Annotated in this window: 8 protein-coding genes; 1 reads left to right on the forward strand and 7 read right to left on the reverse strand. The window is 52.6% G+C overall.

Annotated features, from left to right (window positions below; all coding sequences use genetic code 11):
• Positions 1-90: 90 nt before the first annotated feature.
• From VCU37_RS09095 to thrS, 4 genes are read right to left on the reverse strand one after another with little or no spacing between them, the layout of a single operon-like run.
• Complete coding sequence (locus tag VCU37_RS09095; RefSeq protein WP_336250337.1) at positions 91-1,953, reverse strand: ABC transporter ATP-binding protein; 1,863 nt, start codon at positions 1,951-1,953, stop codon at positions 91-93.
• The gene (locus tag VCU37_RS09100; protein WP_336250344.1) at positions 1,950-3,671 is read right to left on the reverse strand and encodes an ABC transporter ATP-binding protein; all 1,722 of its coding nucleotides are present in this window, start codon (positions 3,669-3,671) and stop codon (positions 1,950-1,952) included. The genes VCU37_RS09095 and VCU37_RS09100 overlap by 4 nt, the downstream gene beginning before the upstream one ends.
• Positions 3,672-3,673: 2 nt before the next feature.
• Positions 3,674-5,464, reverse strand: a complete 1,791-nt coding sequence (locus tag VCU37_RS09105; RefSeq protein ID WP_336250338.1) for an FUSC family protein — start codon at positions 5,462-5,464, stop codon at positions 3,674-3,676.
• Between the two features lie 11 nt (positions 5,465-5,475).
• On the reverse strand, positions 5,476-7,482 hold the full coding sequence (thrS, locus tag VCU37_RS09110) for a threonine--tRNA ligase (RefSeq protein WP_418896437.1): 2,007 nt from the start codon (positions 7,480-7,482) through the stop codon (positions 5,476-5,478).
• Positions 7,483-7,556: 74 nt separating this feature from the next.
• Between thrS and rpe the strand changes: the two genes are divergently transcribed.
• Complete coding sequence (gene rpe / locus VCU37_RS09115; RefSeq protein WP_336250340.1) at positions 7,557-8,228, forward strand: ribulose-phosphate 3-epimerase; 672 nt, start codon at positions 7,557-7,559, stop codon at positions 8,226-8,228.
• A 328-nt stretch (positions 8,229-8,556) separates the two neighbouring features.
• Here rpe and VCU37_RS09120 read toward each other — a convergent pair whose 3' ends face one another.
• From VCU37_RS09120 to VCU37_RS09130, 3 genes are all read right to left on the reverse strand, one after another.
• The gene (locus VCU37_RS09120) at positions 8,557-9,918 is read right to left on the reverse strand and encodes an HAD family hydrolase (RefSeq protein ID WP_336250341.1); all 1,362 of its coding nucleotides are present in this window, start codon (positions 9,916-9,918) and stop codon (positions 8,557-8,559) included.
• A gap of 201 nt (positions 9,919-10,119) precedes the next feature.
• Positions 10,120-13,542 (reverse strand): cell wall-binding repeat-containing protein, encoded by a 3,423-nt coding sequence (locus VCU37_RS09125; RefSeq protein ID WP_336250342.1) that lies wholly within the window; start codon positions 13,540-13,542, stop codon positions 10,120-10,122.
• Between the two features lie 236 nt (positions 13,543-13,778).
• A partial coding sequence (locus VCU37_RS09130) for a hypothetical protein (protein WP_336250343.1) occupies positions 13,779-13,962 on the reverse strand: 184 nt, incomplete at its 5' end.

The raw sequence follows: 13,962 nt of genomic DNA on the forward strand, positions 1-13,962 counted from the left end.
GAGCATAGCCAACTTGGTTCTGAATAGGACGCTGTGATGAACTATGAGTAACTCAAGTTACCCATACACGTCATAGAACTCACTACCTCGTTACGCATTACCGTATGCGGATTGATTCAGTTCGTAGTAGCGACCTTTGGCGGCCATCAGTTCGTCGTGCGCACCAATTTCTACAATGTGACCGTTGTCCATCACCACGATCACATCGGCGTTGCGGATGGTGGAGAGGCGATGGGCAATCACAAAGCTGGTGCGCCCTGCACGCAGCCGATTCATGGCCTCTTGGATCATCACTTCAGTGCGTGTATCCACATTGGAGGTTGCCTCGTCAAGGATCAACATCGATGGTTGAGCCAAGAACGCGCGCGCAATCGTCAAGAGCTGCCGCTCGCCGGCACTCAGGTTTTCACCGTTATCTTCAATAACCGTGTCATACCCATCAGGCAAGGTCGCAATAAAACGGTCGGCTAGCGCTGCTTTTGCGGCGGTACGAATTTCGTCTTCACTTGAGTTCAACCGCCCATAGGCAATATTTGCCCGAATGGTGCCAGAGAAAATCCACGCATCTTGGAGCACCATGCCGATACGACGCCGGTGTTCCGCACGAGAAAGCTCAGCAATATCTGCGCCATCAACAAGAATCTTGCCCCCGTTAATCTCATAAAACCGCATCAGCAAGTTCACCAGCGTAGTTTTGCCTGCCCCGGTCGGCCCCACGATGGCAACCGTTTGACCTGGTTCAACGGTGAGATTTAAGTCCGTAATGAGTGGTTTGTCTGGTGTGTAGGCAAAGTCCACATGGCGCATCTCAACCCGTCCGCGCGTAGGTGGTACAGGCAAGTTTGGCGTGCGACGTATCTCTTCTTGGTCAAGGATCTGGAAGATACGTTCGGCGCTGGCCACCCCACTTTGGAGCACATTCGCCATTGATGCTACCTGAGTGATGGGTTGGGTGAACTGGCGGCTGTAATGAAAGAAGGCTTGAACGTCACCAATATTCAATTGCCCATTAATCACCCGATACGCCCCAATAATGGCAATAAGGACATAGTTCAAGTTACCAATAAAGAACATCACAGGATGCATGATCCCACTGAGCCACTGTGCACTTGCACTAGACCTAAAAAGTGCATTATTTGCTTCATCGAACACCGCTTGTTGTTCAGGGACACGACCGAACCCTTTAACAAGCATGTGTCCGGTGATTGATTCTTCAACAACCGAGTTCAACTCACCTGTATGTTTCCACATCAACGCGAACCGATGCTGGGAAACCTTGCCAATCTGCATGGCGACAATGCCAGAGAGGGGCACGATAAGCACACTGATCATGGCGAGTAATGGCGACACGAACAACATCATCCCCATCACCCCAATAATGGTGAGTAATGAGGTCAGAATCTGTTGTAACGTTTGCTGCAAACTCTGAGAAATATTGTCAATGTCATTGGTAATACGACTCAGTAATTCCCCGCGTGGCTGCTGATCGAAATAGGACAGTGGGAGTCGTTCAAGTTTTTCACTTACGTCAAGGCGAAGATCGTGAACCGCTTGATGAGTTGCCGTACTCAGCACCCAGCCTTGTCCAGTACCACTCAACCAAGACAATATGGCACACGTTGCGGCAAGGATGAGATAAAACCCCAACATGCGAAGATTAATCCCATCAGGAGATTGACTCCCCGCAACAAAGACATCCGTTGCTGAACCCAACAATTTAGGAATAACAACACTGAGCGACACACTGATAATCGCCAATACAATCACCAGCACTAAGCGTCGTCTCTGCGGCGCAAGCGTGTGCAAGAGTCGCTTTAACGATGGGCCGAATGCTGCAGGTTTTTCTACAACCTTTTGCCCCATACCCGGACCACGTTCAGTCAGGCGAGTTGATGTACGTGCAATCTCCGCTTGCTCTTCTTCGCTTAACACCTGGTCAGGTTCTTCACTCATGCGCCTACCTCCGCATCTTGTTGGCTCGCCACAATCTCTTGATAGTTCTGACACGACGCGAGGAGCTCATCATGGGTGCCATAGCCGACCATGCGCCCGTGTTCCAGTACAAGGATGTGATCTGCGGTACTGACTGTGGCAACACGTTGGGCTACGATCACCTTTGTTGCCTTGGCTGCATGAACGGCCAACGCCTCTCGCAAGTTGGCATCAGTTGTTGCGTCAAGGGCACTAAAGGCATCATCAAAGAGGTAGATGTCAGGCTGGGCGACTAACGCTCGGGCAATCGCGAGGCGTTGGCGCTGCCCGCCAGACACATTCGTACCCCCTTGGGCGATTGGGGTATCAAGATGGTCAACAAAATGAGGTGCTTGGGCGATGGTCAACGCTTCATTGAGTTGGGCATCCGTTGCATCTGGATTCCCAAACCGCAGGTTTGATGCAATCGTGCCTGAAAATAAATAGGCCTGTTGAGGCACAATCGCCAACGTGCTCGCCATCAACGACTCCCCAATGGTGCGAACGTCAACGCCACCTACACGAATTGTTCCAGATGTGACATCAAAGAGTCGTGGAATGAGATTGACCAACGATGACTTGCCCGAACCAGTTGAACCGATCACCGCTAGGGTCTCACCGGGTTCAAGATGAAAGGAGATATTTTCAAGAACCGGAGCTTCGGCACCGGGGTAAGAAAAGGTCACATGGTCAAAGGTCAGGCATCCTGGCTGAGGCAATGTCGTAGCAGGGGTACGTGGAGGTGCCACCTGAGGGGTTGTCTCCAAGACGGCCATAATGCGGATGGCACTAACGAAGGCACGCGGTGCCATCATGAGCATCATCGTTGACATCATCACGCTGATAAGGATTTGAATGACATAGGTGATAAAGGCAGTGAGTTCACCGATGGGGAGCACCCCGCTGTTGACCGGCCCGACCGCAAACCAGAACAGCACCACCTGGCTCATACTCATCATAAAGAACATGAACGGCATCAGGATTGCCATAGCGTGCCCAATGCTCGTGCCTACGTCACGGACTTCACGGCTTGCAAAGGTGAATCGTTCTGATTCAAATGGTTCACGCACAAACGCTCGAATAACCCGTATGCCGGTGAGCTGTTCACGCACCACGCGATTGAGATTATCAAGTCGAATTTGCATCAATCGAAAGCGTGGAATGGTGCGTTGCACCACCAGGACAATGCCCGCACCCAGGACGGCAACGCATATGGCCATAACACCAGACAAATAGACATTTGACCGCAATGCCATGATGACCCCGCCGATCATCATCAATGGGGCACCGATCATCATGGCCAAGGTCATGAATACCAGGGTTTGTACTTGCTGAACATCATTCGTTGAGCGCGTAATCAAACTCGGCGCACCAAAGTCACGCATCTCATAGGTAGAGAATGTAAATATCTTTGCCATGATGGCCTGGCGGATATTGCGTCCCATACCCATCGCCACGGTTGCCGCCAAGTACACTGCCGTAATTTGACAAGAGACTTGCACGATGGCAGCCAACCCCATGATCACGCCGTACAGCCATACGGTCTGAATATCCTTAGGGAAGATACCTTCGTCAATAATGCGCGCATTCATCGTTGGCACATACAGATTGGCAATCTGAGCCATAATCTGTAACAACACGATGAGGGCTAGCTCACGGCGATATGGCTTGATATGACGGGTAATCAGTGATGTCAACATCATTACCTCTCATAGGTGATGCGATCAAGATGGTCGCGTGCCGCCACAATATCGGATTCAAGTTCATCTGGGGTACGAGGTCGCCGTACTGCACGGTTCGTAATAGATGACAGGGCATCCCCGGCAGCAATAAATGGTGAACGATCAATAGGGTCCGGCGCCCAGCAGTACCCCAGCACTTGATAGCCAAATGTCTGGAGTGCTTGGGTCATTGAAGCATAGGCATTCGCACCGTGCGCATTCGGATCGCCTTTATGGTCATCGTCTGCCATGGCTCGCTTTGCAACCATATCAGCTTCAAGGAGCGTGATATACAGCGCCTGACGGTCTCGACGTGCCCGACGGGTTTCTTGACGGCCAAGGGCTAAATCATCCAAAACCTGTTCCGCAGCTTCAACCACTCGACGGGCATAGGCCCGTAAAAAGGCAACTGAGGTATGCCGGAAGGTCAGCCATACCACGATCAGGGCACTCACCACACTGATGGTGTTGTCTACTAGTCGGTCCTGAATGAGTACAACAGAAAAGGTGTGGGCCGGAGCAAGACCACTCGCATGAGCCACAATCAGCATGGTCATCGCGGTAATCGGCGCAACCGCAACCGCATAATTGCGTGGGAGGAGGTAGGTCGTGAGCGCTTGACTTACCGCAAGCACCACCGCAAGCCAAACCCCTTGTGGGTTCCACATCGCGAGCAAGGTATAGAGTCCTACGCCAAGGAAGGTGCCGATAAGGCGCTGAATGGAACGGTGCGTTTGGCCGACTCGTGACCCGCCAGTGTGGAGCATCAGTACGGTAAATGCGGCTGGCCAGTTAATGCGGTCCGGTCCGAGGCTCAGCCCGATGAGTCCCGCGAGCGAAACTCCTATCCAGTTTCGCATAGCAATAAGCAACGGTTCAGATGGCCAGGTCAACGCCCCGGCGATCATCGTACCGATACCAGGTCGACCTAATGAGGTCTCACGGGTATGCCGACGAGGGAGCACCATGGCATTCCCATCGCTCAGCCCTTCGCCTGTCGCTAACGCACTAACAATCCGAAGATACCGGCTATGCACGGCTAAAAGACGATGGCCCAGTTTGTCAAGGGTGCGATGCTCAACCTTGCGGTCGTAGCTTTCCACCGCCCAGCCGGCATCAGTCACCATCGTCCAGGCATCGTTAACTGCTGCCGCACACCGTTGTTGCATCGAACTGGCCAGCTTTGGGTTGCGGTTCGTGGCAAAGGACTCTATACATGTTTCGGCATCCTCAACGGCTTGGCGTTCTGGTCCAAAACGATCAAAGAGCAGATCACTTAACCCCATCGCCACACCGATGACCGCACCGACGCACACCGCACCCAGTAGCCGCCATGGATCAACACCACCGTCAATGAGTCGATTCGTTAACCCGACTGCCATCACCATATAGAACGCTGCGGGTGGACCAATTTTGAATGTCGTTGCCGTCAGTGTGGCAAGAAACGCCGTGGTGGCCATCGCCAAGATGGTGAGTCCGGGAATGCCGGCGGTCACCCATCCCACCAAGGTTGCCATCACAAGAAAGACACTGGCTCCGACCATCAGGCGTACCCGCAACCGACCAGATGCACCGAATCCGTATTGGCTTGAAAATGAGCCGGTAAAGGCCAGTAACCCAAAGATTGGGTCACCCAGAGCCTGGCCGATGAGGACGGGCAGGCCAACGGCTACACCGCACTTAAACGCGGTGTACCACCCACGATTGGATGTTTGAAAACCGAAAACCCCACGGATGTGGGGTTTCAGGTCCAGCCATGCCGGAAGATTCATCACATACTCGCTTACTCGGCAGATGTTGGCTGAGGACCAACACGTTTATCGGTAATTTCATCGACCAACTTGGCCACGAACGTATCAACAGGCACATCTTTTTGTTGGTCACCGTAACGGGGGCGGACGGAAACCGTTTGGTTCTCTTCCTCTTGCGCACCAATAATGACCATATAGGGCACCTTTTGCCCTTGGTGATACCGGATTTTCTTACCCATCGAGTCCGTTCCAGTATCCACATTGGCGCGAACTCCTTGGGCGGCGAGTTTGGCCACAATCGTTTGGCCGTAGTCCACCACATCGTCATTAATCGGAATAACAACTACCTGGGTGGGGGCCAACCAGGTGGGAAAGGCACCCGCGTAGTGTTCAGTTAACACGCCAAGGAACCGATCAACGGAACCCAATAATGCTCGGTGCACCATATAGGGGCGATGGTGCTCACCATCAGGTCCGATATAGCTCAGGTCAAAACGTTCGGGCAAATTAAAATCAATCTGAACAGTAGTGAGCTGCCAGGCACGCCCAATCGCATCGGTGACCTGCATATCAATTTTTGGTCCGTAGAAGGCCCCTTCACCTTCATCAACAACGTAATCCAAACCACTTTCATCCATGGCTTGCCGCAAGGCGTTTTCGGCATGTTCCCAGCCTTCATCAGTGCCAACCGTTTCGGCTTTGGCGGGGCGAGTAGACAGCGCGATACGGGTGGGTTCCCCAAACCCGAAATCTTTATACACCTGCAAGGCAAAGTCGATACAGCCCTTCGCTTCGGCAACGACTTGGTCTTCGGTGCAGAAAATATGACTGTCGTCTTGGGTGAACCCGCGAGCACGCATGGTGCCATGGACCGCCCCACTCAGTTCGTAACGGTAAACCGTACCGAGTTCCGCGAGACGCATCGGTAAGTCACGGTAGGACCGTTGACTTGATTTATAGACCAACACGTGGAACGGGCAGTTCATCGGCTTGGCGTAATAGTCCGTGCCGTGCCCGTCCTCGTCTTTATCCATTTCCATCGCCGGGTACATCCCATCGGCGTAGAAACTCAAGTGGCCACTGGTTTCCCATAGCAGGCTCTTGCCAATATGTGGTGTAAAGACGGGCAAATATCCACGCTCTCGGGTGGCGTTGCGGATATAGTCCTCGACCACTGTGCGCACAATCGCCCCGTTGGGATGCCACACCGCAAGGCCGACCCCAAGTTCTTCGGGGAAACTCATTAAGTCAAGCTCACGGCCAAGTTTGCGGTGGTCACGTTTGCGCGCTTCTTCTAAGCGATGCAGATAGGCCTTGAGATCTTTCTTATTGGCCCATGCGGTGCCATAGATACGGCTGAGCATCTTATTGTTGCTGTTTCCACGCCAATAGGCCCCGGCAGTACGCATGAGCTGGAAGGCGGGAATCCACTTTGTGGTCGGCACGTGGGGGCCGCGGCAGAGGTCGGCCCACGCCACCTCACCGTCCTTGGTAACGTTTTCATAGATAGTGATGCCGCTCTCCCCTGCCGGGGCGTTCGGGTCTTCGGCTGCGGCTTCACCGTCGGTGATAATTTCACGCTTGTAGGGGTTGTCACCAAAGCGTTCAAGCGCCTCGTCAGTGCTGACCTCAACGCGACGGAAGGTTTGGGCCGCTTTGCAAATCTCCATCATCTTCGACTCGATCGCTTCAAAATCAGCATCGGTGAACGGTGTTTCAGGATCAAAGTCGTAGTAGAACCCGTCTTCGATAGATGGGCCAATCCCAAAATGGGTACCTGGCCATAAATCGGTGACCGCTTGAGCCATCACGTGCGCACAGGAGTGCCGAATCACAAAGAGGCCATCTGGCTCATCTGCAGCAACGGCTTCAAGATGCCAGCCATCTTCAACGGCTCGGTCTAAATCCACAAGTTCACCGTTGGCTCGCCCAACGACAACCATGCCTTTTTTTAACCCGAGTTCGGTGAGGGCCGTGTCAACCGTTGTGCCAGCCTCCAAACTCAGTTGCTGATCATTGGGGCCATAAACGGTAATCATGACACGTTCCTTTCCGAGTGATTCTTTGGACATGAAAGAGGCAATGGTAGCCGGAGACCATTTAGGCTTAACCCATGCGTGAGATACAGATTGTGCCCAGTGTCCTCCCTGCCGACTTTGCCAACCTTGGCCGTGATATTACCGCCCTCCATGAGGCGGGGATAGATCGGATTCAGTGGGATGTCATGGACGGGCAGTACGTACCCAATATCACCGTTGGGGCTGATGTCATCAAAGCCTGCCGTGATTACACCGATGTGCCCTTTGAAGCGCACATGATGGTCTATAACGCAGAGCGCTTTATTGATGACCTTGCTGATGCAGGATGCCAGATGGTTATCTATCACCCTGACACCTTGAAACACCCCCACCGAGTATTCCAGGCAACGCGCGATGCAGGGATGCAAGCGGCGATCGCCCTCTCCCCTACAACGAGTAACGATGTGGTTGATTATGTGGGCGACTTGATTGACATGGTGTTAGTTATGACCGTTAACCCTGGATTTGGCGGTCAGGCCTATCTGCACACGATGGAACCGAAGATTGCCCAAATGCGGGCACGGTTAGACCGGCTTGGTTTAACGGAGATGGATCTCGAAGTTGATGGTGGTATCGGCCCCGACACCATCGCCGGAGCAGCTCGGGCAGGAGCGAATGTGTTCATCAGTGGTTCGGCACTGTGGAAATACCCGTCGTTTGCCCAAGGTGTTGAGGATTTGCGAGCCAAAGCTGAAGCGGCCAGATAGGTAAATTGATTTTAACGAAAAACACCTCTCAAGGTTTGAATGCTAAATCCCGAAGAACAAATCAGAACACCGGGCACATTCGAAAGAACAGATACTCCGTGAATGATAGTAAAAAACCTGAGATTCTGGAACTTATTCAAGCTCAGATTTTGAACTTTAATCATCCAGGATGGGCAAGACTTCTATTTGATATTATTTAATTATTAAATAGGTTCTATCCTGAATGAGTGTTCTTACTAAGTTTGCTTTATCCATCTTCTCCTAACATACAGTGTGATAAAAAGGGCTGTCCTCAATATGGAGGACAGCCCTTTGTGTATTTGACTAACTAGGGTTTACCAAAGACCGTATCTTCCTGGTCTTCAATGACATTGCCAGCACTATCTTTGAGCGGCCCTTCTTCACCATTTGACAGGATCTCACCCTCAGTAGAGCATTCATACTTTTCATCCTTCTTGTCATTGGGATCAATGAACATGGGGTTGACAATCCACTTGCCATCTTCGTTGTCATAGGCATGACACATCAGTTCAGTTTTATTTCTATTGATAGCCAAGCGCAACGCAGTGGCATCCATCATGAAGGACACGTCCGTGTCTGAATCGCCCGCACCAAAGGCGGCACGCTTATCAAGCGGGGCAGGCTTGAATGCATCGGGACCGGTAATACCAAATACTTCCTCATTGACCCGACACCGTTTGCCTTCAATGTAGGTCATCGAGGATTCATCACCGCCACATGACTCCAAGTGAACGCCACGCACGTCACCATCATGTTTAACCTTCACACCCATCACTTTGTTGCCCGTCAGGCCGAGCGGTTCAGCCCACACCCGAACCACCGGTTCAGCTGATGCTGAAACAATACGCACGTCAAACCCATTGGCTTTCAAAGCCGTAATGAGATCGGTCATTTGACTGTATTCACGCACCCAACCAGTAACGTCTTGGGTTCCGATGCGTTGTTTATGCCCCTCTGGGGCAGCAAGGTTCTCCTCACGTGCCTGTCGCGCAAAGTCTTGCACTTCTGCATCGGTGTAGCCATGCAAGAGCTGTGCCGCAAAGGCGTATTGTGGCTCAATCCGGCGAGCATCAAACCCTGAGAAGGCGTCCAAATCTGTTGTTGTTTCACCATCGGTGTACACGGACAGAATCTCATCGGCGCACTTGGCACCCTGTGGTTCATGGGTGGGTAGTGGTTCACCAACTGGGGCAAGGTTGCTACAGGCTTGTTGTAGGGCCTGCTCTCCATCGTCCGTCAGATAACTGCTGACTGACTTCCAGTACTCAGGCTGACGGATCTTGCCATTGGCGAGCATCCAAAAGGTTGTTGCATCACCAATATCGTTTTTAACAATGGTGTTGTCCCAGTCAAACAGTGCCAGGGGTGCACCCTTGGCGACATCGCCCTCACCACCGCACGTACCGACTGATTGAAGCATCGCGTTGATCTTGTCACGGTTATCACCGTACCAACCGGCATCTTCTGGCAATAGGGCACATTTCGTTTCAGAACCTGCTGCAGTACTTGCCAAGGATGACGGCATGGATGATGCGGATGCACTCGCCGACCCTGCCTCGAACGGCGATGGTTCAGGTGGGTTGGCTCCATCAGTACCAGTGCATGCAGCAAGCACCCCTGCCAGGGCTACAGCAGCCACAACCTTCCCCGACCGATATGTCCTACTCATAACAGTTACTCCTCTCGCTTAAGTGCACATCACACGCGAACCGGCAACGAGAGCTGGCGGTTCATTGGGGTGAAATGGCTAAAATTCCCTGGTCAGCATTGACCAGTGCCAAGACCCTAACAGAGAGCCGAGCCGGGCGTCCAAGCCTGAGTGGAACTTGTTTGACGCCCGTGAATGGGGTTATGAGAACAACCCTCTACCTTATGGTCCGACAGGTGCAGCACTATACCCACAAGCTGGCAGTGGGCCAGTACTAAACCCACAAATGATTCGTGTGGGCGGGGTACGTCGTAACCCCGGCTCTACCCATGTTTTTGTTTCGGGGAGTAGGGCGTCATCAGCACTCAATACCATCGGTAAGGCATAGCGTTTTGCGAAGAGTGCAGCCGTAAATGCGTCACTCCACGCATCTTCACGTTCACCATTCACCACCAGAACCGAACGGCTTTCACTCGCATTCCAGTATCCCATCGAATGGGCAACCTTGATTGCCGTATGTGCTCGGTTTTCTCCGGCAATGCGTGAGGTTGTAATACCCATTGCTTCCAATTCAGCTTCAACCTCTTCACTGATCGCATCTTGGGCACCAAGTATCGTGAGGTGCCGAATCTTGCTGGTGCGTAAGTATGCTCGAAGAGGCGGAGCCAAGTGATCAGAGGTCGTCAATAGCACCGGAATAGCCCGCGTAGCGGCAAGCACCCCACCGCTGAGTGTATCTGCAAACGCCTGGCTGCTGGACCCTCCGTTCGTATCATAGGCGCGGGCTAATACCGCCTCGGTCGCCTGTGGGGCTTCCTGGTTAGCTGCGGCAATAGCCGTCTCAATCCGTGTCGAACCGTGTACACGAGAAACGTTCCACCCTAATGCAGATAGTTCGGCTTCCACGTCAGAACCGATGGCCTGCGTACCGCCAAGAATGATGACCCGTTTAGGATTTAGCTGTTCAAGCGCCGCTTTGGTCCCATCACTCAACCGGTTAACCGAGTTCAACAGGAGAGGCGCGTTCAAGATGCCTTGGAGACCACCACTTGACAGACTGTCGGCAAAGACATTGTCTCGCCCAATCAGTACAGTTTCAGCGCGGTCCTCGGGGCCAAAAACACCTTGAACCCAACGTTTAGCGCGTTCTTCTGGTTCAGCAATTGCCGCAATATGCCCGGCAGTAACTGGAGGAGGGTCCTTTGGCGCGGCTGGAGGAGATGGGATCGTGCTTGGCCGACCATCAAGACCTGGTCCAGGCCCGCGGTCGTTTCGATTACCTTGCTGTTGGCCTCCCGTATCCTGCGCACCCTGCCCACCATTAGGACCAGGTTGTTCAGCTGGTGGTTGAAGAGGACTAATCGGTAATGGGGTAGCCACCAGTTTGGATTGGCCCAACCCCCCTTCGATATCGCCAGTTGATGACGGTGGGGATTGGTGGCGATACACCCCTGCAGTTGCCTGAACAGGGCCATCACCACCGGTGACAATAAGATTGGAAACGGTCAACGTTATTGTTACATCATGATTAGTTGTATTTGCAATCGGACCATTGGCAAGAACAACACCGACATCGTTGGGGTGTCCATCAAGCAATGCGGGGCGTGGTGCGCACGCTATCTCCGGTGAACAGGTCACAGCTGCAACGGCGTGGCTACGGTCGATGGTGGCACCAGATAGCTTCGTCAGAGAACTGAGGTTAGGGACGCGCATCCCTGGTGGTAACGTAACACGTGTTTTTGTTGCGATCGCTTCTCCGTGTCTCAAACTCCCGTCACCACGTGGATCGTCGAGGGGGAACACGGTCGTTTCAGTTCGTAATTCGATGCCTTGTAATGCACTGGTCACCGTTTGGCTGTAGCGCCCTATTCCTGCCTGTTTCTCATATTGGCTGGCAAAGGGCACCGTCACCTGACTCGTGTAAGCGTGACCATCAATAACAGTATCTGGGGCTTTAACCTGGTACTCCAGCTTGGCTGATCCACCTGGGGGAATAAAGATAGACCGATTGTCCGGCCAATGAGCCGTTCGACCATCTGGTTCGGTTGCCCATTGGACTACCCCGCTGGAAGCTGAGTCGGGTCCACCGCTTGCGAGGGTAACAGTCAATTCGGGTAAGAATGAAAACCCTTCGGGAAGGACATCATTAAATTGCACCTCATAGGCAGTTACGGTGCTTGGGTTATGAACCGTTATCGTGTAGTCAAGTACGTCAGCACCACTCACAACAGAACGGCCTGAAGGTAACACCATTTTGTTGACCTCAAGCTGAGGGTGAACAGTGGTAAAGGTCTTTTGCTCACGAAGTTCAGTTATACGTTCCGTTGATGCACGGCGATGTAACCGACGTGCCCCATCGGAGTGATCCCGGTGGATCAAGTCAACTGGCTTGTAGCGGAAATGGCCCTCAACGGTGGGATTCGTTGTTGTAGCAAGAAAAAGCTGGGGTAACTCGATCGTCGTTTCACGCCCAGGAAATTCGTGAAACGCAATTGAAATTGCGTACCCATCTTGAGTTGACACGATATGTGACCGAGTACGGTCAATATTGTTTCCAAATGCGTCAACAAACCGGTCAATGACCTCCTCGTGATACTGAAGCATAAACGGTGCTTCATCATCAGGGTTAAACGGTTCAATACCCGTTATCGAAATCATGAGGGTGGTGTCTTCAGCAGGATTTGCGCCTACAAGTGAGTCATGCTGGCCTTCGGTTGATGGTGGAGGGCTTAGTGTCAAAGTGAGACCAACCGGTTCACCAGGAACAACCTGATCACGGCCTGCTTCTTCGCCAGTCATTCCGTTGGAAAGCCGATCTACCGATAAGCGACCTTCCCTGACATGTAACGTGGTTGACACCATTGTTGCTAGTCCGCCAGGGCCGGTATTGTCCGTGAGGTTGACGAGGCTACCTAAATCGTCGAGTTCAAGTGGCTGCGTGCCCACTGGATACAGTTCCTGGGCAACGAGAAGTGCGCACCGTTCGTTATCGTTTGCCAGCGAAGGCTTACAAAATATGTTGTGTGATGGCACATAGGTGGATGGTTTATCGCCAGGGCTTGTAAACGGACGATACGCCACGATGCCTGCTTCAAACGTATACCGTGTACCACCCATGTGAGTAGGACTTGTAGTGACATTGACCTGGAACGTTTTTTCATCCTGAGCTGAACTGGGATCGGCAGCCCCAATCTGATCGTTGATCCGTGCAAGTACGTAATCACCCGAGAGCAAATGGTGAGTACTGCTCACAGGCCCATCGTTTACACAGCGTTCGATGCTGGCATCACCACTGAGCCCTATGTCATTGCACGTGACTGATTCTGGCAAACGAATAAGTACGTTCGCACCTGGTTCAGCAATCGTGTTACCCACGTTAATAACCGTGTAGGTGAGCGTAGTTGTCGCACCGGCATCAATATCAGTATCAATGGGGGCTACCTTGACCATCAGCTGCGGCGCATTGATCGATGTCGGTGTAACCCCAACTGGCTCATGGTCATTGAGTTCACGTTCAGTCAGCGACGGGAGAAGAACGTGACCCGGTTCAGCTGGTTGTGTTGACGCCATCCCAGCTTGTGGCAATCCGGCTGTTAAACAGGAGGTGAGGGCTAGGCCCAATATCAAGGGGTGAGAAACACGCATATTTGCCTTTTGGTTTATGTACATGCGACGCCTGATATATCGGCCATATCATCTGCTAAACCAATTAAGTCGGTAAATTTATTTGTAGTTCCAGCCTTCAATGGTCAAGAGAATTGGGATATCTACCAATTCATCGACAATCAGACCATGACATAGCAAGTGCCCCAAGGGTCATCTGGCGTAGCCAGCGTCCCTTGGGGCACATGGTATGACGGGTGTCTGAACACCCTTAGGTGTTAGTTCCCTGGTCGTGCATCAGGTGTGAGGTCTGGTGCTTTTGCCGGTGAGAAGGCACAGGCCTTGAGCTCACCAACACTAAAGCCACAGATCACGCGGGTTGGGGGTTTACGAGTCGCACCCGGCGCTAACCACGTCGCCGTCTCAGGCAATAAGGCATCCTTACCACTCAACACCACCGGC

The sequence above is a fragment of the Stomatohabitans albus genome, from assembly GCF_036336025.1.
Lineage (GTDB): Bacteria > Actinomycetota > Nitriliruptoria > Euzebyales > Euzebyaceae > Stomatohabitans > Stomatohabitans albus.